This window comes from Streptomyces sp. NBC_00510, assembly GCA_036013505.1.
Lineage (GTDB): Bacteria > Actinomycetota > Actinomycetes > Streptomycetales > Streptomycetaceae > Actinacidiphila.
Window position 1 is genome coordinate 9,265,487 of sequence record CP107851.1, and the last position, 26,058, is coordinate 9,291,544.

General features: G+C 73.9%; 21 protein-coding genes and 1 tRNA gene. 11 read left to right on the forward strand and 11 right to left on the reverse strand.

Annotation, left to right across the window (positions count from 1 at the left end; genetic code table 11):
• Window position 1 precedes the first annotated feature (1 nt).
• A complete protein-coding gene (locus tag OG937_42295; protein WUD77877.1) occupies window positions 2-475 on the reverse strand; it encodes an RpiB/LacA/LacB family sugar-phosphate isomerase in 474 nt (157 codons plus the stop codon).
• Window positions 476-498: 23 nt separating this feature from the next.
• Window positions 499-1,449, reverse strand: a complete 951-nt coding sequence (locus OG937_42300) for an ABC transporter substrate-binding protein (GenBank protein WUD77878.1) — start codon at window positions 1,447-1,449, stop codon at window positions 499-501.
• 108 nt (window positions 1,450-1,557) lie between these two features.
• On the opposite strand from OG937_42300, the gene OG937_42305 reads away from it, so the two are divergent.
• The 4 genes from OG937_42305 to OG937_42320 are packed head-to-tail and all read left to right on the forward strand — an operon-like array spanning window position 1,558 to window position 5,390.
• Window positions 1,558-2,673: a zinc-binding dehydrogenase gene (locus OG937_42305; protein WUD77879.1), complete on the forward strand. Its 1,116-nt coding sequence runs from the start codon at window positions 1,558-1,560 to the stop codon at window positions 2,671-2,673.
• Complete coding sequence (locus OG937_42310) at window positions 2,670-3,371, forward strand: 4-carboxy-4-hydroxy-2-oxoadipate aldolase/oxaloacetate decarboxylase (GenBank protein ID WUD77880.1); 702 nt, start codon at window positions 2,670-2,672, stop codon at window positions 3,369-3,371. Before OG937_42305 ends, OG937_42310 begins: the two co-directional genes overlap by 4 nt.
• Complete coding sequence (locus OG937_42315; GenBank protein ID WUD77881.1) at window positions 3,361-4,383, forward strand: amidohydrolase; 1,023 nt, start codon at window positions 3,361-3,363, stop codon at window positions 4,381-4,383. The genes OG937_42310 and OG937_42315 overlap by 11 nt, the downstream gene beginning before the upstream one ends.
• An 8-nt stretch (window positions 4,384-4,391) precedes the next feature.
• Window positions 4,392-5,390, forward strand: coding sequence for an ABC transporter substrate-binding protein (locus OG937_42320; protein WUD77882.1), 999 nt, complete (start codon window positions 4,392-4,394; stop codon window positions 5,388-5,390).
• 227 nt (window positions 5,391-5,617) lie between these two features.
• Here the strand turns inward: OG937_42320 and OG937_42325 are convergent, their stop codons facing one another.
• Window positions 5,618-7,504: a sigma-70 family RNA polymerase sigma factor gene (locus OG937_42325; protein WUD77883.1), complete on the reverse strand. Its 1,887-nt coding sequence runs from the start codon at window positions 7,502-7,504 to the stop codon at window positions 5,618-5,620.
• Between the two features lie 211 nt (window positions 7,505-7,715).
• Between OG937_42325 and OG937_42330 the strand changes: the two genes are divergently transcribed.
• Window positions 7,716-8,732 carry a Thaumatin pathogenesis-related protein gene (locus OG937_42330; GenBank protein WUD77884.1) on the forward strand — a complete coding sequence of 339 codons (1,017 nt, stop codon included), beginning with the start codon at window positions 7,716-7,718 and terminating at the stop codon, window positions 8,730-8,732.
• Between the two features lie 245 nt (window positions 8,733-8,977).
• Here the strand turns inward: OG937_42330 and OG937_42335 are convergent, their stop codons facing one another.
• A complete protein-coding gene (locus OG937_42335; GenBank protein ID WUD77885.1) occupies window positions 8,978-10,246 on the reverse strand; it encodes an FAD-dependent oxidoreductase in 1,269 nt (422 codons plus the stop codon).
• 160 nt (window positions 10,247-10,406) lie between these two features.
• On the opposite strand from OG937_42335, the gene OG937_42340 reads away from it, so the two are divergent.
• From OG937_42340 to OG937_42360, 5 genes are all read left to right on the forward strand, one after another.
• On the forward strand, window positions 10,407-11,192 hold the full coding sequence (locus OG937_42340) for an SDR family oxidoreductase (GenBank protein ID WUD77886.1): 786 nt from the start codon (window positions 10,407-10,409) through the stop codon (window positions 11,190-11,192).
• Between the two features lie 27 nt (window positions 11,193-11,219).
• Window positions 11,220-11,579, forward strand: a complete 360-nt coding sequence (locus tag OG937_42345) for a nuclear transport factor 2 family protein (protein ID WUD77887.1) — start codon at window positions 11,220-11,222, stop codon at window positions 11,577-11,579.
• Window positions 11,580-11,678: 99 nt separating this feature from the next.
• Window positions 11,679-12,173 carry a helix-turn-helix transcriptional regulator gene (locus tag OG937_42350; GenBank protein ID WUD79054.1) on the forward strand — a complete coding sequence of 165 codons (495 nt, stop codon included), beginning with the start codon at window positions 11,679-11,681 and terminating at the stop codon, window positions 12,171-12,173.
• A gap of 21 nt (window positions 12,174-12,194) precedes the next feature.
• Complete coding sequence (locus tag OG937_42355; GenBank protein ID WUD77888.1) at window positions 12,195-13,298, forward strand: DNA alkylation repair protein; 1,104 nt, start codon at window positions 12,195-12,197, stop codon at window positions 13,296-13,298.
• 25 nt (window positions 13,299-13,323) lie between these two features.
• Window positions 13,324-13,983, forward strand: a complete 660-nt coding sequence (locus OG937_42360) for a TetR/AcrR family transcriptional regulator C-terminal domain-containing protein (GenBank protein WUD77889.1) — start codon at window positions 13,324-13,326, stop codon at window positions 13,981-13,983.
• Between the two features lie 250 nt (window positions 13,984-14,233).
• Here the strand turns inward: OG937_42360 and OG937_42365 are convergent, their stop codons facing one another.
• Together OG937_42365 and selD are read right to left on the reverse strand one after the other, a co-directional pair.
• Complete coding sequence (locus OG937_42365) at window positions 14,234-15,187, reverse strand: serine/threonine dehydratase (protein WUD77890.1); 954 nt, start codon at window positions 15,185-15,187, stop codon at window positions 14,234-14,236.
• Between the two features lie 88 nt (window positions 15,188-15,275).
• Complete coding sequence (gene selD, locus OG937_42370; GenBank protein ID WUD77891.1) at window positions 15,276-16,304, reverse strand: selenide, water dikinase SelD; 1,029 nt, start codon at window positions 16,302-16,304, stop codon at window positions 15,276-15,278.
• A 119-nt stretch (window positions 16,305-16,423) separates the two neighbouring features.
• Here selD and OG937_42375 point away from each other — a divergent pair.
• Window positions 16,424-16,517 (forward strand) — tRNA-Sec (locus tag OG937_42375).
• Window positions 16,518-16,538: 21 nt separating this feature from the next.
• Here the strand turns inward: OG937_42375 and OG937_42380 are convergent.
• From OG937_42380 to fdnG, 5 genes are all read right to left on the reverse strand, one after another.
• On the reverse strand, window positions 16,539-18,341 hold the full coding sequence (locus OG937_42380; protein ID WUD77892.1) for a SelB C-terminal domain-containing protein: 1,803 nt from the start codon (window positions 18,339-18,341) through the stop codon (window positions 16,539-16,541).
• A gap of 1 nt (window position 18,342) precedes the next feature.
• Entirely contained in the window at window positions 18,343-19,689 is a 1,347-nt protein-coding gene (gene selA / locus OG937_42385) for an L-seryl-tRNA(Sec) selenium transferase (protein ID WUD77893.1), read from the reverse strand.
• A 985-nt stretch (window positions 19,690-20,674) separates the two neighbouring features.
• Entirely contained in the window at window positions 20,675-21,694 is a 1,020-nt protein-coding gene (gene nrfD, locus OG937_42390) for a polysulfide reductase NrfD (GenBank protein ID WUD77894.1), read from the reverse strand.
• Entirely contained in the window at window positions 21,691-22,710 is a 1,020-nt protein-coding gene (locus OG937_42395; GenBank protein ID WUD77895.1) for a 4Fe-4S dicluster domain-containing protein, read from the reverse strand. The genes nrfD and OG937_42395 overlap by 4 nt, the downstream gene beginning before the upstream one ends.
• Window positions 22,707-26,000 (reverse strand): formate dehydrogenase-N subunit alpha, encoded by a 3,294-nt coding sequence (fdnG, locus tag OG937_42400; protein WUD77896.1) that lies wholly within the window; start codon window positions 25,998-26,000, stop codon window positions 22,707-22,709. Before fdnG ends, OG937_42395 begins: the two co-directional genes overlap by 4 nt.
• Window positions 26,001-26,058: the final 58 nt, after the last annotated feature.

Here is a 26,058-nt window from a genome sequence, read left to right on the forward strand (position 1 = left end):
GTCAGGCCCCCGGGGATCCCGGCACCGTGGGGGAGGGGCGCCGCTCCAGGGCGGCGATCTGCTCGACGCGGCGCTGGTGCACCCCGCCCTTGAACGGGGTCTCCAGCCAGGCCGCCACGATCTCCTCGGCCAGGTCGGCGGTGAGCACCATCGCCGCCAGCACGAGCACGTTGGAGTCGTTGTTCCCCCGCGAGATGCGGGTGCTCCACACGTCGTGGCACAGGCCCGCCCGGATGCCGGGGACCTTGTTGCAGGCGACGGTCTCGCCCAGGCCGCTGCCGCCCAGGACGATGCCGCGGTCGGCGGCGCCGGCGACGACCCGGTCGCAGACGTCCGCGCACAGCGGCGGGTAGTCGACGGTCTCGGCGCTGTGGCTGCCGCGGTCGTCGACGGTGTGGCCGCGGGCGGTGAGCCAGGCGGTCAGCCGGGCCTTGAGGGCGACCCCGTTGTGGTCCCCGGCGATGGCGATGCGCACCGTGTCTCCTCCTTCGGGGGACGTCAGGCGGTCAGGTCGCGGGTGGTCTCGGCGAACAGGCCGTCGAGCGGCACCGCGCGGTCCAGGATGCGCTGGTCCACCGCGTGCCGCAGCAGTTCCTCCAGCACCGCCCTGTTGGGCTCGATGCCGTACGGCAGCGGGTCGGCGCCGGTGGTCTCCATGACCCGGCGGTACATGCGGTCCGTCGCCGTGCCGGAGCCGGGGGTGCCGTCCCGCAGCCCCTCGACGTAGCGCGACTTGGCGCGCGCGAAGGCGTCGAAGACCGCGGCACCCAGTTCGGGCCGTGCGGCGAGGAGTTCGTCCTTGACGACGACGAGGTGGTTGACCGGGTAGAGTCCGCGTTCGCGCAGGGCCGTGAAGCCCGCCTCCTGCGGGTCGGGGATCAGCGGCGCCAGGGCGGGCGACTTCGGGGGCGGCCCGATGACGGCGGCGAGTTCGCCGGCGAGCAGCATCTCCTCCAGGGAGCGTCCCGGTTCCATCGGGACGACGTTGGCCGGCGGCCGGTAGTCGGCGACGTGCTCGTCACCGGAGAGCACCCAGGTCACCCGGCTGAGGTCGACCCCGTACTCGTCCCGCAGGACGGCCCGCGCCCACACGCCCGTGGTGACCGTGTAGCCGCGGCTCACGCCGACCCGGCGGCCCTCCAGGTCCTTGGGCCCGCGGACGTCCGAAGCGGGGTCGTGGTGGATCGCGCCGTGGTGGAAACCGCGGACGAGGAAGGCGGGGACGGCCGTGAACCGTGCGCCGTGCGCCTTCGCCACGAGGTAGGTGGTGAGCGCCATCTCGCTGACGTCGAACTCCAGCCCGCGGACCATGCGCCGGAAGGCGTCGACGAGGACGGGCACCTCCTCGAAGTCGAAGCGGAAGCCGTGCGGGGTGACGGCGCCGGTCTTGAGCGCCTCGTTGTTGCCCTGCGTGCGCGTGACCGTCCTGAGCCGCGGTGTCCCGTCCATACCGTCCGCCCTTCTGATGCTTCCTGACGCAGAGAAAGGTACCATGGTCAGACCATAAGGCCATAGGCTAAGGTGCCTCGCGAACAGCCCCCTACACGAGGAGAGGCCATGGCCGAAAAGGTGCTGGCGGCGGTCAGGACGGGCCCGGGCACGACCGAGGTGCGCGAGTTCGCGATGCCCGACGTCCCTGACGACGGAGCCCTGTTGAAGGTCGAGGTCGCGGGCATCTGCGGCACCGACGTGAAGATGTACCGCAAGCCGCCCTTCGCCGATCCCGTGATCATGGGCCACGAGAACGTCGGCGTCATCGCGAGGGCCGGCCGCACCTTCACCGAGCGCAAGGGCCTGCGCGAGGGCGACCGCGTCTTCGCCGAGCACTACGTCGGCTGCTTCCGCTGCGAATGGTGCCACCGCGGCGAGTACCGGCACTGCGAGGCCACCGACTGGCGCACCAACCCCGACGCCCGCCGCTACGGCTACACCTCGGCCGACCACCCCTACCACCTGTGGGGCGGCTTCGCCCAGTACCTCTACCTGCCCTGGAACGCCGTGACGCACCGCGTCCCCGACGGGGTCTCCGCCGAACTCGCCGGACTGGTCACGCCGTTGTCCAACGGCATCGAATGGGCCCTGGTCACCGCGGGCGTCGGCTACGCCTCCACCGTCCTCATCCAGGGGCCCGGGCAACAGGGCCTGTCCCAGGTCGTCGCCTGCAAGCAGGCCGGCGCCGCCACCGTCGTCGTCACCGGCACCACCCGCGACGCCGCGCGGCTCTCCCTCGCCCGTGAACTCGGCGCCGACCACGTCGTCGACGTCCAGCGGGAGGACGCCCTCACCCGCGTGCTGGAGATCACCGGCGGCCGCGGCGTCGACGTCGTCCTGGACTGCACCGCGGGCGCCGGCACCGCACCCGTCCTCCTCGGCATCGACGCGCTCAAGCGCCGCGAGGGCGTCATGGTCGTCCAGGGTGAACTCGCCGCCTTCCCCGACTTCCCCATGAAGAAGCTCACCGAGAAGTCCATCAGCCTCAAGAGCGCCCGCGGCCACAGCTACCGCTCCTGCGAACTCGCCCTCGAACAGCTCGCGTCCGGACGCTTCCCCCTGGAGAAGCTGAGCACCCACAGCTTCCCGCTCGCCGAGGCCGACCGCGCCATCAGGACCGTCGGCGGGGAGACGGGCGAGGACGCCGTGCACGTCTCCCTGCTGCCGTGGGCGGCGGCATGAGCGTCGTCGTCCGCAACCCCCGCCGCGCCGACCGCGCCACCGCCGACGCCCTCGCCGCGTACGGCGTCGCCACCGTCCACGAGGCCCAGGGGCGCACCGGGCTGCTCTCCCCGGCGCTGCGCCCCGTCTGGCCGGGCGCGCACATCGCCGGCACCGCCGTCACCGTCGCCGTGCCGCCGGGCGACAACTGGATGATCCACGTCGCGGTCGAGCAGTGCCGCGACGGCGACGTCCTCGTCGTCGCCCCCACCTCCCCCTCGGAAGCGGGGTACTTCGGGGACCTGCTCGCCACCTCCGTCGCCGCCCGCGGGGTGCGCGGCGTCGTCATCGACGCCGGCTGCCGCGACGTCGCCGACCTGCAGCGGATGGGCTTCCCCGTCTGGGCACGGCACATCAGCGCCTTCGGCACCGTCAAGGAGACCCTCGGCGACGTCAACCTCCCCGTGGTGTGCGCCGGGCAGCACGTCGCCCCGGGAGACGTGATCGTCGCCGACGACGACGGCGTGGTCGTTGTCCCCCGGCTGCGCGCCGCCGACGTGCTGGCGGCCTCCCGCGCCCGCGAGGAGAAGGAGGCGGGCACCCGCGAACGCTACGCGAACGGCGAACTCGGGCTCGACGTCAACGCCATGCGCGACCGCCTCGCCCGCAAGGGCCTGACCTACGCCGACGCCGACCAGGAGGCCACCGGTGATCATTGACGTCCACGGCCACTACACCACCGCCCCGCCGCAGCACCAGGCCTACCGCGACGCCCAGCTCGCCCGGCTCCGCGATCCCGCACTCCCCGTCCCGGCGCCCACCGCCATCAGCGACGACGCCGTCCGGGTGAGCATCGAGAACCACCAGCTGAAGCTGCTCCGCGAACGCGGCGCCGACCTCATGCTCCTGTCCCCGAAGGCCTCGGGGATGGAGCACCACGTCCCCGACCCCGCCACCGCCCGCGACTGGGCCCGCGCGAACAACGACCTCGTCCACCGCGTCACCACCCTCTTCCCCCGGCACTTCGCCGGAGTGTGCCAGCTGCCCCAGACCCCCGGCGGCCCGCTCGACGACGCCGTCGCCGAGCTGCGCCGCTGCGTCACCGGCCTCGGGTTCGTCGGCTGCAACCTCAACCCCGATCCCTCGGGCGGACACTGGACCTCACCGCCGCTCACCGACCCGTACTGGTACCCCCTCTACGAGGCCATGACCGAACTGGACGTCCCCGCGATGATCCACGTGTCGGCCTCCTGCAACCCCGCCTTCCACGCCCTCGGCGCGCACTACCTCAACGCCGACACCTCCGCCTTCATGCAGTTCGTGGAGGGAGACCTCTTCGCCCGCTTCCCCGCGCTGCGCTTCGTCGTGCCGCACGGCGGCGGCGCCGTCCCATACCACTGGGGCCGCTACCGGGGCCTGGCCGTCCGCCTCGGCCGCCCCGACCCCGCCGAACACGTCATGAAGAACGTCTGGTTCGACACCTGCGTCTACCACCAGCCCGGCATCGACCTGCTCCACCGGGTCGTGGACACCGGCAACATCCTGTTCGCCTCGGAGATGCTCGGCGCCGTCCGCGGCGTCGACCCCGCCACCGGCATCGCCTGGGACGACACCAAGCAGTACGTCGACCGGGCCGGCCTCAACGACGAGCAACTGCGCAAGGTCTACGAGGGCAACGCCCGGCGCGTCTACCCGCGGCTGGACGCCCGGCTCACAGCGGAAGGCAGGTAGCCCGCACCATGACCCGACTGCACCTCACCTTCGCCTGCGGCGACTACGACCGCACCCGCGCCCTGGAGGAGGGCACGATCCGCCCCGACGGCATCGACCTGACCTACCTGCGGCTGCCCGTGGAGGAGACCTTCTTCCGGATGATGCGGCACCGCGAGTTCGAGGTCGCCGAGATGTCGCTCTCCTCGTACGTCCTGTCCCTCGGCGACGGCACCGAGCCCTCGCCCTTCGTGGCCCTGCCGGTCTTCACCTCCCGCATGTTCCGGCACGGTGCGCTGTACTGCCACGCCGACTCCGGCATCACCGGCCCCGAGGACCTGCGCGGCAAGCGCGTCGGCACCCCCGAGTTCCAGCTCACCGCCTGCGTGTGGATGCGCGGCATCCTCGCCGACCGGCACGGCGTGCCCTTCGACTCCGTCACCTACGTCACGGGCGGCCAGGAGACCCCCGGCCGCGTCGAGAAGGCCGCGGTCGACCTCCCCGGCACGGTGCGGGTCGAGCGCGTCGCGCAGGGCCGTACCCTCTCCGAACTCCTCGCCGCCGGGGAGATCGACGCCCTGTGCACGCCCCGCGTCCCCGGTCCCTTCAGCGCCGGAGACCCCCGGGTGCGCCGTGTCTTCCCCGACGTCGTCACCGCCGAGAAGGAGTACCACGCGGCCACGGGGATCTTCCCGATCATGCACGTGGTCGTCGTCCGCCGCGACGTGTACGACCGCCACCCCTGGGTCGCCCAGTCCCTCCACAAGGCGCTGCTCGCCGCCAAGGACGCCGCGTACGCCACCCTCTACGACACCTCGGCGCTGCGCTTCATGCTGCCCTGGCTCACCCCGCAACTGGAGGAGGCCAGAGCCCTGTTGGGCCGCGACTACTGGTCGTACGGGCTCGGCGCCAACCGCGACACCCTGGCCACCTTCCTGCGCTACCACCACGAGCAGGGCCTCTCCCGCCGCCGCTGGACCCCGGAGGAGCTCTTCGCCCCGGAGTCGCTGGAGGCGGCGGTCATCTGAGGGTGGGGTCCAGGTCCGTGAGCAGGCGCGCCACGTCCAGTCCCGCGGTGAGGTACTCCACGAAGGTCCCGTTGTTCGTCCGGTTCCCCCGACCTCCCTCGTCCGGGCGGAGGTTCCCTTTTCCGGAACCGGCTGCATGAACCCGCCTCACCCGGGAACCCGAGCAGTACGGCCGCGCCGCGACCACACCCCCCCTGGTCGCCGGCGCGGCCTTCACGCGTGGCGGATCAGCCCGCCGCCTGGAAGGCGCGGCCCGCGGGGGTCGTGTGGGTGCCGTCGGTGAACAGGCCGCTGCTGGGTTTGGCCGGGTCGGCGCCGAGGCCGAACCAGGCGTAGCGCTGTACGTAGGGGAGCGCCTCCAGGGCCTTGGTGGAGGCGGTGACGAAGGCGGCCTGCTGGTCCGGGGTGGGGAAACGGGTGCCGTGGGAGAAGTCGATCAGGGCGTACTCGGTCAGCCAGATCGGCTTGTGGTAGCGCTGGTGGACCGCCTCCAGATACGACGTCAGCTGCGACACGGCCTCCGCGGAGCGGAAGTCGCCGCCGTACCAGTGCAGGGTGACGAAGTCGACGCGGTAGCCCTTGGCAGCGGCGCCCGACATGAAGCGGTCGAGCCAGCCGCCGGGGGTGGCGCCGTTGGTTGCGACGGCCGGGCTGCCCAGGATCCGGCCGGCGTCCATCAGCCGCGGCCACACGGTCAGGGCCTGCTCCACCGACATGTTCGACTGCTGGGCCATGTCGGGCTCGTTGAAGCCGAGCAGGTACGGGCCCTGCGCCTTCGCCTGGGCCAGGGAGTCCGCGGTGACGGAGGCGGGCCCCCAGATCATGGGAACGAAGCGGCCCGACGGGGGCGAGGCGACGTCCTGGTGGCCCGTTGACCAGGTGTAGTACCAGCTCGCACCGGACGAGGCGAGGGCCTTGCCCACGCCCGGGAAGGTCCACACGCCGACGCCCTTCTTGCCGGACGAGGCGACCCGCACCGCGGGTGCCTGCCGGGTCGGCTTCGGTGACGGGGCCTTCTTCGTGGGCTTCTTGGAGGGGCTCGGCGAGGGCGACGGGCTGGGGGAGCGGGGCGAGGCCGTGGCCGTCGCCGGGGCGGAGGCCGCCGGGAGCGCGTCCGCCTGCGGCGCCGGCGACGGACCGGTCAGGAGCCGGGTGGCGACCAGCGCCGCGGCCACCACCGCCGCGACGGCCGCCCCGCCGAGGACGGGGGTCCGCAGCCCGCGCGACGCGGCCCGGCCGGTGGCCCGGTGGGCGCCGCGCGCGGCCGGACGGGGCACCGGTGCCGGCCCGGTCCCGGCCTGCCCGGTCACCGCGGCGACCATCCGCCCCGGGTCCAGCGCCGGCGGCACCGCGAGCAGTGGCAGCCCACTGAGCAGCCGGTCCATGGGGAGCAGCCCCTCCTCCATCCCGCCGCAGACACCGCACCCGCGGATGTGCCGGGCGAACCGCTTGCGCCACAGCGGGCTCGGCACGCCGTCCCAGGTCGCGGCCGTCGCCCGCAACTCGCCGCAGCCGGGCGCCGCGGCCAGCGCCCGGACGACCACGCGGGAGGCCTCCATCTGCTTCTTCATGCGCTGCACCCGTACCGCCGCGTGCCGGTCCGACAGGCCGAGCGCGGCGGCGAGGTCGGCCCGGTCCAGTTCCCCGGTCTCCTCCAGCCACCACAGCGACAGCAGCTCCCGGTCGTCCTCGTCCAGCCACCGGGTGGCCTCGGCGACCTCACGGCGCTGCTCGGTGAGCCCGAGGCGCAGGATCGTCAGCCCCGCGAAGTCCAGGGCCGGGTCCGGTATGCGCTCGGCGTCCTCCAGGCCGGCGCTGCGGTGCCGGGCCACGGCACGGTCCCGCTCACGGTCGCGGACCTGCCGGATCGTGATCGCCACCATCCAGGACCGGAACGCCGCCGGGTCCCGCAGCTCCGACAGCCCCCGCACCATGCGCAACAGCGTCTCCTGTACGACGTCGTCGACGTCGGCATGGCCGTCCAGCGCCCGTCCGACGATGTTGTAGACCAGCGGCAGGCACTCCGCCACCAGCCGGTCGAGGGCCTGCCGATCGCCCGAGCGTGCCCCCACCACCACCCCGGCGCCGGGTCCGCTCCGGTGCGTCTTGCGCATGTTGGCCCCACTCTTCCCTACTTGGTCTCGCTGTCCACTACCGCGCGGCCGCCCGGCGGCCGCGATGCCTCCACGTAGAGGAGACGGGCCGCGCGCGCCCGGACAACACAAATCCCGCAGGGTCCGTCAGCGGATTTGTGTTGTCCGCCGGTGGCTCCGGCGGTCCCCGATACGTGCGTACGCACCAGGCGAGGACGAGGAAGGCACAAGAATGGCACGACACAGCCGGCACGGAACCGGATCCAGGACCGGGCGCGGACGGTGGGCGGCCGTCGCGGTGCTCGCGGCGGCCGGGATCGTCGTCACGGCGCTGATCGCCGGGGGCACGCTGTCACCGTTCCGGCCCGGCGGGGCGACGGCCGAAGGTGGGCGCGGAGCCACCACGGCCCATGGCACGTCCGCCGCCCCGTCACGCGGGACGCGTCCGTCCGCGTCGCCCTCGCCCTCGGCCACGCTCCCCTCACGGAGCGCCCGTCCTTCGGGAACGCCCGGCCCTACGGCCGGTACCGCCACGAAGGCCCCCGGGACGCGACGGACGCCCGCCGCCACCGCCCCGCCCGGCACACGGCTGATCACCCTGGTCAACCGCACGCAGGAAACGGTCTGGGCGGTCGTCACCGACTCGCCGGCCTACCCACGGGGACGCCGGCTCGCCCCCCGGCAGGGCACCTCGCTCACGGTGCCGGACGGCTGGGGCGGCCGCATCTGGGGCCGGACGGGATGCGACTCCACGGCAGCGGGGCCCTGCCGTACCGGGGACTGCACATCCGTGTGCACCGGGCCCAACCCGCCCACCACGCTGGGGGAGTTCAGCTTCGACGCCTACGCGGGGATGGACTTCTACGACGTCAGCATGGTCGACGGCGCCAACCTGCCGATGTACATCAACATCTCCCACACCACCACCCGCGACCCGGTCAGCCCCGACGGCTGCTACCGCGGGGCGTGCACCGAGCCGGTCGACTGCCCGGCCGCCATGCAGGCGAAGGCCGGCGGGCAGGTGATCGGCTGCAAGCCGCCCTGCGCGGCCTTCGGCGGCGACGTCTACTGCTGCCGCGGTGCCTGGGCGGGCCGCGAGCACTGCGTGCCGTCGAAGTGGCCCGTCGACTACACCCGGGTCTTCAAGGACGCCGCGCCGTACGCGTACTCGTACGCCTACGACGACGCGGCGACCATGGCGTGCAAGGGCAGGTGCGACTACCGGGTGACCTTCGGCACCACGGGGTAGCCCGCGCCGCGCTATGCGGCGTCGAGGGCACGGCGCAGCTCGGTGAGGCCGTCCGGGCTGCCCGGGTCCTCCCGGAGCCGGGCGTGCGGCACCTGGGGTACGGCCTTGAGCGGGACGGTGACCACGACCCGGTCGCCCGCCCCGGCCGCCGCCTCGGCACGGGCGCGCGTGCCTTCCGGCCAGGAACCCTGTCGACCGGTGCCGGGCCCTTCAGAGGTACGGCCGTACGTGACGCGGACGGCGCGTCAGGCGGACTTCAGCACCTCGGGAGGCGCGGTGATCAGCGACTTGAGCGGTGTCCCGGTGTCCTCGGCCCGGGACGGGGGGATGGTCGCGTCCTGCGAGAGCGCCTTGCGCACCGCCATGTAGTCGGCCGGGCTGTTGACCGCGTCGGCCGCCAGCAGCCGGCCGCGCCGGTAGTAGAGGACCGAGAAGCGTTCGCTACCGGGCTCGCCCCGCAGCACGTGCGTGTCGTATCCGGTGGAGAGCCCGGCGATCTGCAGTTTGAGGTCGCCTTGGTGGGACCAGAACCACGGCACGCTCCTGGTCTCCCGCGGCCTGCCGAGCAGCGTGGAGGCGGCCACGGTCGCCTGCGCGACCGCGTTCTGCACGGACTCCAGGCGGACCCTGCCCTCGCCGGTCGTCGGGTGGGGCTGGACGGTGCAGTCCCCGGCGGCGGCCACCAGCGGTTCGCTGGTGCGGGCGTGGGCGTCGACCAGGATGCCGTTGTCGCACTCCAGGCCCAACTGCTCGGCGAGTTCGGTACGGGGGACGACGCCGACGCCGACGAGGACGAGGTCGGCCGGCACGCGGGTGCCGTCGGCCAGGAGCACCGCGCCGACCTTGCCGTCGGCCCCCTCGAACGCGGACACCGCGCGGGAGAGCAGGACGTCCGTGCCGCGGCGCAGATGGGCCTGCCGGTAGAACTCCGAGACGACCGGCGCCACGGCGCGGGGGATGAGCCGTGGTGCCGCCTCGACGACGGTCACGTCCCTGCCGAGCGCCCGGGCCACCGCCGCGGCCTCCAGGCCGATGAAGCCCCCGCCGACGATGACGACCCGCGACGCCGTGCCGAGCCGTGACCGCAGGGCCGACGCGTCGTCACGGTCGCGCAGGTAGCAGATCCCGCCGAGCCCGGAGCCCGGCACCGTCAGCCGGCGCGGGCTCGACCCCACGGTGAGGGCCAGCCGGCCGAAGCGCAGCGTGCGCCCGTTCGCGGTGACCGCGGTGCCCGATCCCGGACGGTCCCCGGCGGCCAGCGACACCTCAGTGACGCGCTCGCCGCTCACGAGGTCGATGCCCGCGTCGGCGTAGAAGGAGGGCGCACGGAAGGCGAGCGATTCCGGCCCCACCTCCCCGGCGAGGAACTCCTTCGACAGCGGGGGCCGCTGGTAGGGGGCGTGCTCCTCCTCGCCCACCAGGGTGATGGCTGAGGTGTCGCCCAACTGCCGTAGCGAGACAGCCAATTGGAGACCGGCCTGACTCGCGCCCACGATCAGCGTTCCGCTGCCCACTGTGGCCCCTCCCGGTTCCCGGTACCGCATTAATGTCAGACCATTATACCAATAGACGGTCCGCCGTGGGGTTGTTCGAAGGCGGAGGGGTGGCGGCGTCCCGAGTAGCTGCTAAGGTCGAAGCCATAACTTCTGTTCTAGCAGTCACCCGGAGTGCAGTGTGAGCGTCGCCCCGAACGAATCCCTCGCCGGCCGCCGTGCCCTGGTCACCGGAGGCACCAAAGGCGTCGGCGCGGCCATCGCCCGCCGGCTGGCCCAGGCCGGTGCGACCGTCCTGGTGACGGCCCGCCGCGAGCCGGCGGACGCCGACCCGAAGACCTTCGTCGCGGCGGACCTGACCACCCCCGAGGGGGCCGCCGCCGTCGTTCGCGAAGTCATCGACCGCGTGGGCGGGGTGGACGTCCTCGTCAACAACCTCGGCCACTCCGAGGCGCCTGCCGGGGGCTTCGCGGCGCTGGACGAGGACGACTGGGCGAAGGAGCTGAACACCAACCTCCTCGCCGCCGTCCGCCTCGACCGCGGACTTCTCCCCGGCATGATCGAGTCCGGTGGGGGCGCCGTCGTCCACGTCACCTCGATCCAGCGCCGCATGCCGTTGTGGAACGGCACCCTCGCCTACGCCGCGGCCAAGGCCGCCCTGGCGACCTACAGCAAGGGCCTGGCGAACGAGGTCGCGCCGCACGGGGTCCGCGTCAACACCGTCTCGCCGGGCTTCGTCCGGACGGCGGCCGCGGACGCCCTCGTCGACCGCATCGCCCGCGAGGCGGGCATCTCGACCGAGGCCGCCCTCGGTCGCCTGATGGACTCCCTCGGCGGCATCCCCCTCGGACGGCCCAACGAACCCGCGGAGGTCGCCGAGCTGGTGGCCTTCCTCGTCTCCGACCGCGCGTCGGCCATCGTCGGCGCCGAACACGTCATCGACGGCGGCACCGTCCCCACCCTCTGACCGACCCCCTCCCCTGGAAGGACCACGATGAACACCACCGGCCCGCAGTCCATCCCCACCACCGGCCTCCCCGAGGTGATCACCCGTTACCTGGCCGCCCACCGCGTCCGCGACACCGCCACCGCCCTCTCGGCCTTCACCGGCGACGCGGTCGTGACGGACGAGGGCGCGACACGGCACGGCACGGCGGCGATCCGGGAATGGCTGGAGACCGCGGCGAGCGAGTACACCTACACCACGGAACTGACCGGCGCCGAGCGCGCCGACGCCCACCACTACGTCGCCCTCCAGCACCTCGAGGGGAACTTCCCCGGCGGCACCGTCGACCTGCGCTACAGGTTCGCCCTGCGCGACGGCCTCATCGAACGCCTGGTGATCGGGGCCTGACCCCCGGGGCCGTGCCCGACGGGTGGTGCCAAGGTTGCTGCTAACATGAAAGCCACAGCGTACGCCGACCCTGGCACCAACCGCGCGGAGGTGGTCGACATGGTGAGCCGCATCCGGCTGGAGGACCGTGAGTGCCCGCTGTCGACGACCGTCGGGCACGTCGGCGAGTGGTGGACGCTGCTCATCCTGCACGACGCCTTCGACGGGTACACCCGCTTCGACCAGTTCCAGGAGAACCTCGGCATCTCGTCGAGCATGCTCACCACCCGCCTGAAGACCCTCGTCGAGGACGGGCTGCTGGAACGGCGGCCGTACCAGACCCACCCGACCCGCTACGAGTACCTCCTCACCGACCTCGGCCGCTCGCTGCGCCCGGTCGTCGTGGCCCTCGCCGCATGGGGCAACTCCCGCCTGGCGCCGAAGCAGCGCAGCATGATCCTGGTCGACGCGGAGACCGGCGAGGAGGTCGAGCCGGTCGTGGTCGACGCCGCCACGGGCCGGCGGCTCGACGACAGCGAGGCCTTCGTCTACGCCGCGGGGCCTGCCGCGAGCGAGATCATGCGCGCCCGCTACGCGGGCCGCGACCGTACCTGACCCACCGGAGGAAGAGGTCCCGTGCCCACCGCGGACGAACTGCTCGGCCCCGCCGCCGTCGCCGGACTCGCCGACTGCCTGGCGGCGGCCGGCCCGGCACCGATGGCCGCCGCGGTGCGCGACACCCTTCCGGCGCTCGACGGCCTGGCACTGCGTGAACGCAGCGACCTCGTCCGGGACGCGATGCTCGCCTCCGGCCCGACGGATCCCGCAGCCCTGGAGGCCGTCGTACGGGCCGCGCTGCCCGACCCGTGCTTCACCGGCTGGATGATCTGGCCGGTCACCGAGGCGGTCGCCGCCCTCGCCTCCGGCACCCTTGAGGGCACGGCCTTCGAGGACGGACTCCACCTGCTGGCGGACCTGACCCCGCGCCTGACCGCCGAGTTCGCCATCCGCCGCCTGCTCAACGCCGACCTCGACCGGGCGCTCGCCGTCGTCACCCGGTGGACCGAACACCCCGACGAGCACGTACGCCGCCTGGCCAGCGAGGGAACCCGCCCCCGCCTGCCGTGGGCGGTGCGCGTACCGGCGATCCTCGCCCGGCCCGAGGCGACCCTGCCGATCCTCGGCGCCCTCTACAAGGACCCCTCGGAGTACGTCCGCAGGTCCGTCGCCAACCACGTCAACGACATCAGCCACGCCCGGGTGGACCTGGCCGTGGAGACGGCCCGGCGGTGGTCGGTGGCCCCCGACCCGCACACGCCCCGGCTCGTCCGCCACGCGCTGCGCACCGCCGTCAAGCGCGGCGACCAGGGAGCCCTGGCACTGCTGGGGTTCGAGCCCGCCACGGGCCTGACCGTCGAAGGGCCCTCCGTGGCCCGGCCCGTCGTCGCCGTGGGCGGGGAACTGCGCTTCGCCTTCACCCTGGAGAACCAGGGTGACACGCCGCTCCGCCTCGTCGTCGACTACGTCGTGCACTACCGCAAGGCCAACGGCACCACGGCGCCCAAGGTCTACAAGCTGACGACCCGCACCCTCCAGCCGGGGGAGCGGAGCGAGCACACCGGCACCCGCTCCTTCAAGCCGATCAGCACCCGGGTCTTCCACCCCGGGGAGCACTCCCTCGAACTGCAGGTCAACGGCGAGCCGCGCGGCAAGGTGCGCTTCGACGTCGCCACCGTCTGACACACCGCTCGATACGCTGTCGCGCGTGAAGAGGAAGCAGGCGGCCGTCGAGCAGCCGACCCTGGACGCCGTCGCGGAGACGGCGCTCGCCGTCATCGACGACGACGGTCCCGCCGGGCTCAGTTTCCGCGCCGTGGCCACGCGCCTCGGCGTCTCGCACGCCACGGTCTTCCGGCGCTGCGGCGACTTTGACGGGCTGCTGAGCGCCTGCGCCGACCACGTCGCCGCGTCGCTCGCCCTGGTGCCGCTGGAGGGCGACTGGGCCGCCGCGACGGAGACCCGCTTCACCGGCCTGTACCGCCTGCTCGCCCGGCACCCGGGACTGGTGGCGCTGCGCGCCGGCCGGTCCTGGCTGGGCCCGCAGATGCTGGGCCGGCTCGTCGAACCGCAGATGGCCCACAGCGTCGCCGCCGGCATGGACGCCGCGACGGCCATCCGTGTCTACCGCAGGCTCTACCTGCTCACCCTCGGCGCCGTCGCCTTCGGCGACCACCGCGACGAGAAGAAGGTCGTCGCCTCCGCCCGCACGGCCCTGGCCGCGCTCGACCCCGAGGACTTCCCCACGCTGACCGGTGCGATGAACGTCGTCCTCCCCGCCCTGGTCGACCACGAGGTCTACTACGAGGCCTTGCGCGCCCTCATCCACGCCGCCCGCACCGAGCACCTCCCGGCCGGGCACCGCTGACGGCCCGCGGGCGCGGCGCGGGCGTACGCGGTCACCTTTCGCGCAGTCGTCACGGCCGGCCCACGCGGCCGCGCCGCGCCACCGCACGCCGCCACCCGCGCATGTGCCGCAGCAGCAGGCACGCCGCCGGTTCGTGGCGGTATATCCGCGCCGCGTCCATGGGCGTGTGCCCGGAGGGATCCGCGAGGTTCGGATCGGCGCCGTCGGCCGGCCGTCGTACGTCACTACGGCAGGCTGCGGCCCCGGGTCCTCAGGAGGCGCGCGTCAGGTCGGACGGATCGGTGTTGGCCCCGCAGAGGATGACGGCGACGCGCTCCCCGGGGGCGGGCCGGTGGGCGCCGCAGGCGAGGGCGGCGAGGGCGGTCGCGGCGCCGTGCTCGACGGCGAGGCGGCGGTGGTCCCACAGCGTGCGGCGGGCCGCGACGATCGCCTCGTCGGGGACGAGGACGGAGCGCACGTCGTCCTTCAGTGCCCACTCCAGGGCCATGCGGGAGGCCCGGCGCGCGCCCAGGGAGTCCGCCGCGACGGACCGTACGGGTACGTCCACCACCTCGCCGGCGGCGACGGCCGCGTGCAGCGCGCACGAACCCTCGGGCTCGGCCGCCACCACACGTACCCCGTGCTCCAGCGCGGACGCGGCGACCCCGGTGAGGAGCCCGCCGCCGCCGACCGCCACGACCACGCTGTCCAGGCCGGGGAGCGCCGCGACGATCTCCTCCATCAGGGTCCCCGCCCCGGCCGCGATCAGCGGATGGTCGTAGGCGTGGGACTCCAGGGCGCCGCTCTCGGCGGCGTACTTCTGCGAGGCCTCCAGGGCCTCGGCGTACTCGCTGCCCGCCCGGCGGACGTCCGCGCCGAGTTCGCGCAGCTTCCCGATCTTGACCGCCGGTGCCGTCTCGGGGACGAACACCGTGGCGGGCACGCCGTGCCGGGCCGCTGCCCAGGCGCAGGCCAGTCCCGCGTTGCCGCCGGAGGCGATGACCACGCCGGCCTCGGGCATGGCGTCCCGCTCGACGTGGCTCCGGACGAAGTTGAACGCTCCGCGCGCCTTGTACGACCCCGTGTGCTGCATGAACTCCAGGGCCAGCACGCCCTGTACGGCGGCGCCGAACGCCCCCTGGTCCACCGGGGCGAGCGTGACGGGGCGGATGTGCCCGGAGATGCGGGCGGCCGCGGCCCGTACGTCGGCGTGGGTGATGGTCACGGTTCTCTCCGGGCGGGTGATGGAGTCGTCGTCCGGAGAAACAGTGTAACAACCACTGTTCCGGCAGATCGGGCCGCGGGCGGGACGATCAGCGGACGACGAGCCGGTGCTCACCGGCCGGTACCAGCTCCCCGATGACGGGGGCACCGGGCACCTCCCCGGCCACCAGCAGGCCGCCGGAGGTCTGGGCGTCCGCCAGCAACAACCGGGTCACCTCGTCGGCGCCGCCGAAGTCGGTGTGCGGGGCGACCCAGTCCAGGTTGCGGCGCGTGCCGCCGCTGACGTAGCCGTCCGTCGCGGCCTCCCGGGCGCCGTCGAGGTACGGGACCGCCGAGGCGTGGACGACGGCGCTCACCCCGGAGGCGCGGGCGAGCTTGTACAGGTGGCCCAGGAGCCCGAAGCCGGTCACGTCGGTCGCGCACACCGCGCCCGCCGCCAGTGCCCGCTCGGCGGCGTCCCGGTTGAGCGTGGTCATGGTCTGCACGGCCTGCGCGAAGACCTCGCCGGTCGTCTTGTGGCGGTTGTTGAGGACGCCCAGTCCCAGGGGCTTGGTCAGCGACAGCGGCACACCGGGCCGGCCGGTGTCGTTGCGCAGCAGGCGGTCCGGGTCGGCGGTGCCGGTGACGGCCATGCCGTACTTCGGTTCCGGGTCGTCGACGCTGTGCCCGCCGCCCACGGCGCAGCCCGCCTCGGCCGCGACGTCCAGCCCCCCGCGCAGCACCTCCCGGGCCAGTTCCAGCGGCAGGACGTCCCGCGGCCAGCACAGGAGGTTGACCGCCACCAGCGGGGTGCCGCCCATGGCGTAGACGTCGGAAAGGGCGTTGGCGGCGGCGATCCGGCCCCAGTCGTACGGATCGTCGACCACCGGGGTGAAGAAGTCGGCGGTGGTCACCACCGCCCGCGCGCCGGATCCGCCGGGCAGCCGGACCACGGCGGCGTCGTCGCCGGTGTCCAGGCCGACGAGCAGGTCGGCCCCGAGGGCGCCCGCCATGCCCTCGGGGGACAGCCCCGCCACCATCTGCTCCAGTTCACCCGGGGGGATCTTGCAGGCGCAGCCACCGCCGTGGGCGTACTGCGTCAGCCGCACGCTGTCCTGCCGGACGCCGGTTCCCGTCATGGCTGCTGTTGTCCTTCCGCTGTGGGGTCGGGCGTGGTCGCGCGGGCCCGGGTGACATCGCCGTGTGGCGGGTTGACTTGGGTGGTGGGCGGCTGTTCCATGGGCCTCCGGTCCGGCGGGGAGACGTAAGGGTGCCTGGTGGCCCTCCCGGTCTTCAAAACCGAGGTGTCCGAGCAACTCGGGCAGGCGGGTTCGATTCCCGTCCGTCTCCGCGGGCCGGCCCGCCCCGGTGTCTCACCCCTCATCGGGCTCGCCCGGCGCTTTCGCGGCGTCCGCCCCGCGGCAGCGGCGGACGGCACCGTCCAGCCGGACGGTGCGGCCCTGCCGGTCCAGGTGCTCCAGCAGGGGGATGACGACGCGCCGGGTGGTGTCCAGGGCCCTGCGCGCCTCGCTCGCGGTGAACGGCTGCTCCAGCCCGGCCAGTACGGCCGCCGCCCGTGCGTCCGCGCCCGGCAGCAGCACGATGCCCTCGCCGATCCTCAGCAGCGCACCCGCCGATTCGGCCGCCGCGAGGAGCTTCGGGGTCAGCCCGAGCCGCTCCAGCCGTTCGGCCTCCGGCGCGCGGAACGGCGTACGTGCCAGATCGGCGCGCACCGCCTCGACGGCGGCTTGGGCGGCGGGCGGCAGCGTCGGGCGCGCGTGGCTCCCGTACAGCCTGCCGTCGCCGTGCCGCAGGCCCGGTACGGCCGAGGCGAGTGCCTCCACCAGCGAGCGGTCCGGCAGGCCGAGCGCCTTGCGGGCCGCCTCCAAGGGCATGCCCGGCTCCAGGGGATGCCGTACGGCGTGCTCCTCGACCGCCTCCCGCAGCCGCTCGCGCAGCGCCGCCCAGCGTTCCGGGTCCGCCAGCCAGTCGCCCGCCACCGGGTCGCCCGGTGCCGGGACCCCCATGGCGAGCAGTTCCGCGCGCCGGACCAGGCCACGGCGGCGCAGTTCCGCCGCCCCGTCCGCTACCCCGGCGGCGGACCGGAGTTCGGCGGCCCGCGCCGCCGCCGCGCCACGGCGGGTCAGCCGGGGCGGACGGACGTCGAGGACGGTGAGCCCCGCGGGGATGCGGTGCCGCCCCGGGTCGCGCAACAGGGCCGTGTCGGCGACCCGCAGGGGCAGCGCCGTCGCCAGCCGCAGGCGCGCACTGTCGTCGCCGAGCGGACGGACCGTCACCGGCACGGCGGCCGAGCCGGCGTGCAGCATGAGTTCGCGGGGCAGGTCGCCGGAGGGGTCGCCGCGCAGCCGCACGTCGACGAGGTCGGTGGTCAGCCAGCGGTCCGGGGTGAGGAGCGCGTCCCCGCGCCGCAGGTCGCCCGCTGCGGGCCCGGTGACGTTGACCGCCACCCGGGCGACCGCGCCCACGTCCTGCCTCGGCTCCTTCAGGGACTCCAGGCCCCGTACGCGCAACGGCCGTCCGTCACGGGCGAGATGGAGGTGGTCGCCGACCCGGACGGTGCCCGCCGCGAGCGTGCCGGTGACGACCGTGCCCCGGCCCCGCACGGTGAACGCGCGGTCGACCCACAGCCGTACGTCCGCCGCCGGATCGGGGGCGGGCAGCCCGCCCGCCAGCCGGACCAGGGCCGCCCGCAGTTCGTCGAGCCCGGCGCCGGTGACGGGGCTGACGGCCACGCACTCCACGTCGCCGAGCGAGGACTCCGCGATGCGGGCCCCGGCCTCCTTGCGCGCCGCGTCGGGGTCGGCCAGGTCGCAGCGGGAGACGGCCAGGACGCCGTGTCGCACGCCGAGGGCGTCCAGGACGGCGAGGTGCTCCTCGGACTGCGGCTGCCAGCCCTGGTCGGCGGCGACCACGAAGAGCACCGCGGGAACCGGGCCGACACCGGCCAGCATGTTGCCCACCAGGCGCTCGTGGCCGGGTACGTCCACGAAGGCCAGGTCCCCCGCGCCGGGGAGCCGCGTCCACACGAACCCGAGGTCCAGTGTCATGCCGCGCCGCCGCTCCTCCGCCCAGCGGTCGGGCTCCATCCCGGTCAGGGCCCGCAGCAGCGCGGACTTGCCGTGGTCGACGTGGCCCGCGGTGGCGACGACGTGCACGTCAGCCCCCCGTCCCCGGCAGGATGCCGGCCCGGCGCACGGCCACCGCCAGTTCCTCGTCCGCCTCCTCCGGCACCGCCCGCAGATCGAGCAGGCACCGGCCCTCCTCCACACGGGCCATCACGGCGGGATCGGCCCGTCGCAGCAGGACCGCGTACGCGGCGGGCAGCGACACGGCGGCGCTCGGCAGGGTGACGCCGGGGGCACCGCCACCGCCGACGACCGCCAGCGTGTCGCACGCGTGGCTGTCGAACCCGTCGGCGCGCAGCCTGGCGGCGAGACGTCCGGCGCGGTCCCGCAGCCGTGCGGGGTCGGCGTGCAGCGCCGTCCGGGTCGGGGTGGCGGGGCCGCGGACGGTCGCCTCCAGGGCCGCCAGGGTCAGCTTGTCCACACGCAGCGCACGGGCCAGCGGGTGGCGGGCCAGCCTGCGCACCAGGTCGGCGCGGCCCAGCACGAGGCCGCACTGCGGTCCGCCCAGCAGCTTGTCGCCGCTGGCGGTGACCAGGGACGCCCCCGCGCGCAGCCGGCTCGTCGCGTCGGGTTCGTCCGGCAGCACCGGGTCGGGGACCAGCAGGCCGGAACCGATGTCGGCCACCACGGGCACGCCGAGCCGCGCCAGGTCCGCGACGGGCACGTCCCGGGTGAAGCCGGTGATGCGGAAGTTGGAGGGGTGCACCTTCAGGATGAACCCGGTGTCCGGCCCCACGGCCGCGGCGTAGTCCTCCGGCGCGGACCGATTGGTCGTCCCCACCTCGCGCAGCCGGGCGCCGGTGGAGACCAGCAGGTCGGGCAGCCGGAAGCCGTCCCCGATCTCCACCAGCTCACCGCGGCTGACGACGATCTCCCGGCCCTGCGCGAGGGCCGTGGCCGCCAGCACCAGCGCCGCGGCGCCGTTGTTGACCACATGGGCCGCCTCGGCGGCGGGCACCTGCCGCAGCAGCGCCTCCAGTGCCGAACGCCCCCTGCGGGAGCGCGCGCCGGTGGCGAGGTCCAGCTCCACGTCCGTCGTCCCGGAGGCGGCCAGCACCGCGTCGCGGGCCGCCCCCGACAGCGGGGCACGACCGAGGTTCGTGTGCAGCAGCACGCCGGTGGCGTTGAGCACCGGACGCAGCCCGGCGGCGGTCGCCGGGAGCGCCGCGACGGCCCGCTCGGCGAGTTCGTCGACGGGGACCTCCCCGGACCGCACCCGCTCCTGGACCCCGGCCACCACCTCCTTGACCACGGTCCGCCCGAGCCGCTCCGCGGCCGCGGCGAGCCGGGGATCGGCGAGCAGCGTGTCCGTGCGCGGCACCCGGCGGCGCGCGTCGGCGGGCGGGGAGGGAGCGGTGGAGGTCTGGTCGCGGTCCATCAGCAGCACCTTCGCTCTGGCCTGGCTGCGGCCAAGGGTACGGCGGCCGCGGCCGCGGGGCGCTCCCGCCACACCGGCGCGGTTCCCGGGGCCCGGTTGTCGTGTGCGGGTGCGTTGTGGTTGGCGTGGGGGTTGCCCACCCTCCCGCCCGATTGCCCGGCGCGGTTGGTGCGGGCCTGCGCGCGGTTCGTGGTGGGCCGGGGTCGGGGCCTGCGGGGCTGGGCATTCTGGACCGCATATTTATGTGCATGGCGGGCGGTCCGGGTCGGGCCCCGGATGCCGCACAACAAATACACGTCAGCGTCCAGAACGCCCACCCTCCCCCAGCCTTCGGCCGGGGGTGCCCCCAACTCCCCCGCCCCCTCCGTATCGCGGGCGACCAACGGCCGGTGGGGGGTGATGGGGGGGCGCCCCTCCCCGCACCGCCGGGAGCTGAGCCCACCAGGGGGGTCCCCCGGCCGCAGGCCGAGCAAGGGTGCACGCATCGGTGGCCGGGGGCACCTCCCGCAGGGTTGCCTGCGTCACGGCGAGCGCCGGGGGGCGCACCCCTGACCTCCAGCGAACGGCCGACCTGGCGCCCGGTCACCCTTCCGCCTGCATCGGCCCGAGCGCCCCGAAAGCCCCTCTGGCCCACGGTGCCGGACGGCCGTGGGCGTTCAGTAAGGCAGGTGCGGCAACCCCGGACCGCTCCTCACCACCCTCCGGCCGTCAGTCGCCCAGCGATACGGAGGGGGCGGGGTTGGAGGGGTGGATGTTCTGGACGCTGCGGGATATTTGTGTGCGGCAGAGACGGCACAACAAGTACCGCCCGTCATGCACGTAAATAACCCAGTCCAGGACGTGCAGCCCCGGAGGCCCCGCCCCCGGCCCACCACGCACGCCGCGAGGCGGTCACTGACCGTGCCGGGCAATCGGGCGGGAGGGCGGGTGGACGCCCGCCGCAGGGGCAAACAACCCGCACACAACAACCGGGGCACCCCCGGGCTCACCCCCCGCCGGAGGCGTTCTCGTCCTCGGCGCGTGCCTGGAGGCGTTCGCGCTGGGGCTTCACCACGTAGGCGGGGTCCTTCGTGGAGGTGACGCCCGCCTCGAAGGTGCCGAAGCGCTGCAGCACGCTGCCCGCCATCAGGGCCAGTCCGCCCACGGCGGCGCAGACGCGGCTGCGCCGGGCGAGGGTCAGCGCGGTGAGCGCACCGCCCAGGGTGAGGTACTCGGACGCCTTGCGCAGGCGGTGCGGCCGGCCGGTGGTGTACGCCTCCGTCACCAGGCCCGGGCGCCGGTCGATCAGCCGGGAGGCGACGACCTCGGCCGCCGCACCGACCACGCCGAGCCGCCGCGCGGGGCCCGCCTCGGCCACGGGGGCCAGGAGCATGCCCAGGCCCGCGCCGCTCGCGGCCGCCGAGCCGGTGAAGACGAACGGCAGCTCGCGACGGGCGTCGTGCCACGCCGGTACGGCCGTCTGCGACAGGAGCACGGCCGTGTACGAGGCGACGCCCGGCGCGAGGAGGGCCGCCGACAGTCCGGCCGGGCGCGCGGCCGCGCGGAGCAGCTTCCCGGGCAGCGTGGCGCGCACACCCGCCGGCAGCACCTCGGCCGCGGCTGCCAGGGCGCTCCCCGGCCCGTACGCGACGAGGATCCAGGTGCCCACCGACATCGGCGAACTCGGCTTGGCGACCCGCAGCATGTGGTGGAAGCGCTCCGGCCGCCCGAGGTCCGCGACGAGCAGGTACATGCTCGCGAGCAGGGCGCCGAAGCCGCCGACCCGGCCCGCCCGGGCCAGCTCGGGACGCCGCGTCAGGTCCGCGCCCGCCGCGAGCAGCGCGGCGCCGGCCGACAGCCCGCCGGTGAACAGGTAGGCGGGGATCTTCCACTCCCACACCGGCGGCTTGAGCACCGGACGCCCGTAGTACGAGCGGAACGTGGCCCGCGGCACCATGGGGCGCTCGCGGCTCCCGTCGTCGTCGCGGCCGCCCCGGCCGTGCCGTGCGGCCCGGTCGCCGCTCACCGCCGCCGCCCGCCGAGGAACACCGCGGCCGAGGCCGCGAGCAGCGCCGACGCCGCAACGCCCGCGTGCTTCCACATCGAGGCCAGGTCGCGGGTCGGCACGACCGGGTCCGGCGGGAACCCGTACACCTCCGGGTCGTCGAGCAGCAGGAAGAACGCGCCGTCCCCGCCGACCCCGTCGCCGGGGTCGCGTCCGTACAGCTGGGCCTCGGGCACCCCCGCTTCGTGCAGCGTCTCCAGGCGCCGGTCGGCGCGTTCGCGCAGCTCGTCAAGGGGGCCGTACTGGATGGAGTCGGTGGGGCAGGCCTTGGCGCACGCCGGTTCCATGCCGTCGCGGAGCCGGTCGTAGCACATGGTGCACTTCCAGGCCCGGCCGTCGTCGGGCCGCCGGTCGATGACGCCGTACGGGCAGCCGGACACACAGTAGCCGCAGCCGTTGCAGATGTCGGGCTGGACGACGACCGTGCCGAACTCGGTGCGGAACAGCGCGCCGGTGGGGCACACGTCCAGGCAGCCGGCGTGCGTGCAGTGCTTGCACACGTCCGAGGACATCAGCCAGCGGAACTCGGTACGGGCCTCCGCGCCCGTCCCGGCGCCCGGCAGGTCGAAGGAGGGGAAGCCCAGGTCCACCGGGGCCGTGCCCAGGTCGCCGCCACCGCGCTTCGCGACTTCCAGGGCGTCGGCCACCACCTCCTCCGTCGCCTCCGTCGCGGACGGGCCCACGGGCAGCCCCGCCAGCCCCGCGTCCTGGCGGCCGAGCGGGCGCTGCTGCTCGATGAAGGCGACGTGCCGCCACGAACTCGCGCCGAGCATGCCGGTGTTGTCGAACGACATGCCCAGCAGGTCGATGCCGTCCTCGGGGATGGCGTTCCACTCCTTGCAGGCCACCTCGCACGCCTTGCAGCCGATGCACACGGAGGTGTCGGTGAAGAAGCCCATACGGGGCGGGTGGTCGCGGTGGCCGGCGTCCTCGGCGGGGTCCGCGAGCGGCCCGTAGAAGCTGTTGTCCTGCGTCATGACGGCTCCTCCGGCGGGTCCGGTTCGAGGTGCGCCCGCTCGGCGCGGCCGCCGGCCGTCGCTATGCGGGTGCCGGTCTCCGGCGTGATCTCGGCGCGGCGGCGGTAGTCCTCGACGTACGCGAGCAGTTCGGGCCCCCGCGGGCGCCGCCCGGGCCGGACGTCGCAGGTCAGCACCTTGCTCTCCTGGATGAACACGTTCGGGTCGGCCACCACGCCGATCAGGTCGTTGACCACGTCGCCCGTGGTGAGCCCGGTCTGGCCCCAGTGGTAGGGCATCCAGACCTGGTGGACGACCCGTCCGTCGACGCGCAGCGGCGCCATCCGGTCGGTCACCATCACGCGCGCGTCGACCGCGGTCCTGCTGGTGATCACATGGGCCCAGTCCAGGTGGCGCAGCCCGCGCTCGGCCGCCAGCTCCGGCGAGACCTCCACGAACAACTCCGGCTGGAGTTCCGCCAGATAGGGCAGCTGCCGGCTCATCGCGCCCGCCGTGTGGTGCTCGGTCAGCCGTGCCGCGGTGAACACGTACGGGAACACCTCGGAGTGCGCCTCGGGCGGGGCCGGATTGGACGGGTTGTCGGGGCGACCGTAGACCTTGCGCACCGGGTTGCCCTGCTGGCCGTAGAGCAGGTTGCGCATCGGCGACTCGTGCGGCTCGTAGTGCGTGGGCAGCGGGCCGTCCGCGAGCCCGGCCGGGGCGAACAGCCAGCCCTTCCCGTCGCGCATCATGATGAACGGGTCGTCGCCGTCGAGCGCCTCGACGCCCGACGCGCCCTCCGGCGCCCGGTAGTCCGGCGGCTTGTTCCTCTCGAAGTCCGGGGTGTCGTGGCCGGTCCACTCACCGGCCTCCGCTTCCCACCAGACCAGCTTCTTCCGCTCGCTCCAGGGCCGCCCCTGCGGGTCGGCGGAGGCGCGGTTGTAGAGCACCCTGCGGTTGAGGGGCCATGTCCAGCCCCATTCGGCGTCGTACGGGCCCGTCTCGAAGCGGGAGGTCCGGCGCCGGGACTGGTTGGTCTCGTTCGCGTAGACGCCGCTGTAGATCCAGCAGCCGCAGGCGGTGGTGCCGTCGGCCTTCAGGTCGAGGTAGCCGTCGACCGTCCGGCCGGTGCGCAGGTCGATGCCGTTGATGTGGCGCAGCACGTCCGCCGGGGACGGCTCGTCGCCCTCCGTCTCGTAGTCCCAGGCCAGGTCCAGCAGGGGGCGGTCGCGCTCGTCGGCCGAGCCGGCCAGCTTCTCCTTCAGCAACACGCCCAGTTGGTGGAAGAACCACAGCTCCGACCGCTGGTCCCCGGACGGTTCGACGGCCTGGTCGCGCCACTGGAGCATCCGCTGCGTCTGCGTGAAGGTGCCGGCCTTCTCCACGTGCGAGGCGGCCGGGAAGAAGAACACCTCGGTGCGGCACCGCTCGGTGGCGATCTCCCCGGTCTCGATCTCCGGCGCGTCCTTCCAGAACGTGGCGCTCTCGATCATGGTGAGGTCGCGGACGACCAGCCAGTCGAGGTTCGCCATGCCCAGGCGCTGCAGCCGGCCGTGGGCCGAGCCGACCGCGGGGTTCTGCCCGAGCAGGAAGTAGCCGAAGACCTTCCCGCCGTCGACCATGTCCATCGCGGTGCGGTAGGTGCCGTGGTCACCGTTGATCCGGGGCAGGTAGTCGAAGCAGTAGTCGTTCTCCGCGGTCGCGGCGTCGCCCCAGTACTCCTTGAGCAGCGAGACCGTGTAGGCGTCGGCGTTGCCCCAGAAGCCCTTCTGCCCACGGCCTCGGATGCCGTCGAGGTACGTGGCCAGGTCCTCGTGGGTGACGTTCGGCATCGGCAGGTAGCCCGGCAGCAGGTTGAACAGCGTGGGCACGTCGGTGGAGCCCTGGATGCTGGCGTGTCCGCGCAGCGCGAAGATCCCGCCGCCCGGGCGGCCGATGTTGCCCAGCAGCAGCTGGATGATCGACCCGGCCCGGATGTACTGGGCGCCCACCGAGTGCTGGGTCCAGCCGACGCTGTACACCAGTGCGGTGGTGCGGTCCCGGCCGGAGTTCTCCGTCCAGGCCCGGCACACCTGGAGGAACAGCTCCTGGGGCACGCCGCAGATCCGCTCCACCATCTCGGGGGTGTAGCGGGAGAAGTGCCGCTTGAGGACCTGGAACACGCAGCGCGGGTGCTCCAGGGTGGGGTCGGATGCGATCCGGCCGGTGGCGTGCTCGACGAACGGGCCCTTGGCGCCGTGCTGGTAGGGCTCGCAGGTCTCCTTCGCATGGTGACCCGGCTTGGCCTCCGCCGGGACGCTCGCGTACGTCCAGCTCGACGCGTCATACGCGGCGGTGTGCGGGTCGTACCCGCTGAACAGCCCGTCCAGGTCCTCGGTGTCCTGGTAGCGCTCGCCCAGCAGGAAGGGCGCGTTGGTGTACGCCTCCACGTACTCCCGGAAGTCGAGGTCGTGCGTGAGGACGTGGTTGATCACGCCGCCGAGGAACGCGATGTCGGTGCCGGCCCGGATCGTGACGTGCTGGTCCGCGTGCGCGCTCGTCCGCGTGAACCGCGGGTCGATGTGGATGACCCTGGCGCCGCGCGCCTTGGCCTCGATGACCCACTGGAACCCGACCGGATGGGCCTCGGCCATGTTGGATCCCATGATGACGATGCAGTCGGAGTTGACCAGGTCCTGCTGGTAGTCGGTGGCGCCGCCACGTCCGAACGAGGCTCCCAGACCGGGAACCGTGGCGGAGTGTCAAATGCGGGCCTGGTTCTCGATCTGCAGGGCGCCCAGGGCGGTGAACAACTTCTTGATGAGGTAGTTCTCCTCGTTGTCCAGCGTCGCCCCGCCGAGACTGGCCAGGCCCATGGTGCGGCGCAGCGTCCTGCCGTCCGCGTCCGTGTCCTGCCAGCCCTTGCGCCGTGCGTCGAGCACCCGGTCGGCCACCATGTCCATGGCCGTGTCCAGGTCCAGCTCCTGCCAGGCGGTGCCGTACGGCGGGCGGTAGAGCACCCGCTGCTCCCGCTGGGGCCCGGTGACCAATTGCTTGCTGGCCGAGCCCTTCGGGCACAGCCGGCCGCGGGAGATCGGGCTGTCGGGGTCGCCCTCGATCTGGACGACCTTCTCGTCCTTGACGTACACACGCTGCGCGCAGCCCACGGCGCAGTATGGGCACACAGAGCCCACGACCCGGTCGGCGCTCTCCGTGCGGGCCCCGAGCGTGGCCGAGCGGGCCGACTGCGCGGCCTTTCCCCGGCCCAGCGGGTCCGTCCCGGTGAGCTGCCGGTACACCGGCCATGCCTCGATCCACCGTTTCACGCCCATCCGCGTGCTCCTTCGTGCGGGGGCCGTGCCCTTCGTTCGCCTTTTCGACGCTACCGCT

Excerpts from the sequence above, each read along its gene's own strand:
- OG937_42300 (WUD77878.1), bottom strand. The coding sequence starts at position 1,449 with ATGGACGGGACACCGCGGCTCAGGACGGTCACGCGCACGCAGGGCAAC.
- OG937_42305 (WUD77879.1), top strand. The coding sequence starts at position 1,558 with ATGGCCGAAAAGGTGCTGGCGGCGGTCAGGACGGGCCCGGGCACGACC.
- OG937_42310 (WUD77880.1), top strand. The coding sequence starts at position 2,670 with ATGAGCGTCGTCGTCCGCAACCCCCGCCGCGCCGACCGCGCCACCGCC.
- OG937_42320 (WUD77882.1), top strand. The coding sequence starts at position 4,392 with ATGACCCGACTGCACCTCACCTTCGCCTGCGGCGACTACGACCGCACC.
- OG937_42325 (WUD77883.1), bottom strand. The coding sequence starts at position 7,504 with ATGCGCAAGACGCACCGGAGCGGACCCGGCGCCGGGGTGGTGGTGGGG.
- OG937_42330 (WUD77884.1), top strand. The coding sequence starts at position 7,716 with ATGGCACGACACAGCCGGCACGGAACCGGATCCAGGACCGGGCGCGGA.
- OG937_42345 (WUD77887.1), top strand. The coding sequence starts at position 11,220 with ATGAACACCACCGGCCCGCAGTCCATCCCCACCACCGGCCTCCCCGAG.
- OG937_42350 (WUD79054.1), top strand. The coding sequence starts at position 11,679 with ATGGTGAGCCGCATCCGGCTGGAGGACCGTGAGTGCCCGCTGTCGACG.
- selD (WUD77891.1), bottom strand. The coding sequence starts at position 16,304 with ATGACGGGAACCGGCGTCCGGCAGGACAGCGTGCGGCTGACGCAGTAC.
- selA (WUD77893.1), bottom strand. The coding sequence starts at position 19,689 with ATGGACCGCGACCAGACCTCCACCGCTCCCTCCCCGCCCGCCGACGCG.
- OG937_42395 (WUD77895.1), bottom strand. The coding sequence starts at position 22,710 with ATGACGCAGGACAACAGCTTCTACGGGCCGCTCGCGGACCCCGCCGAG.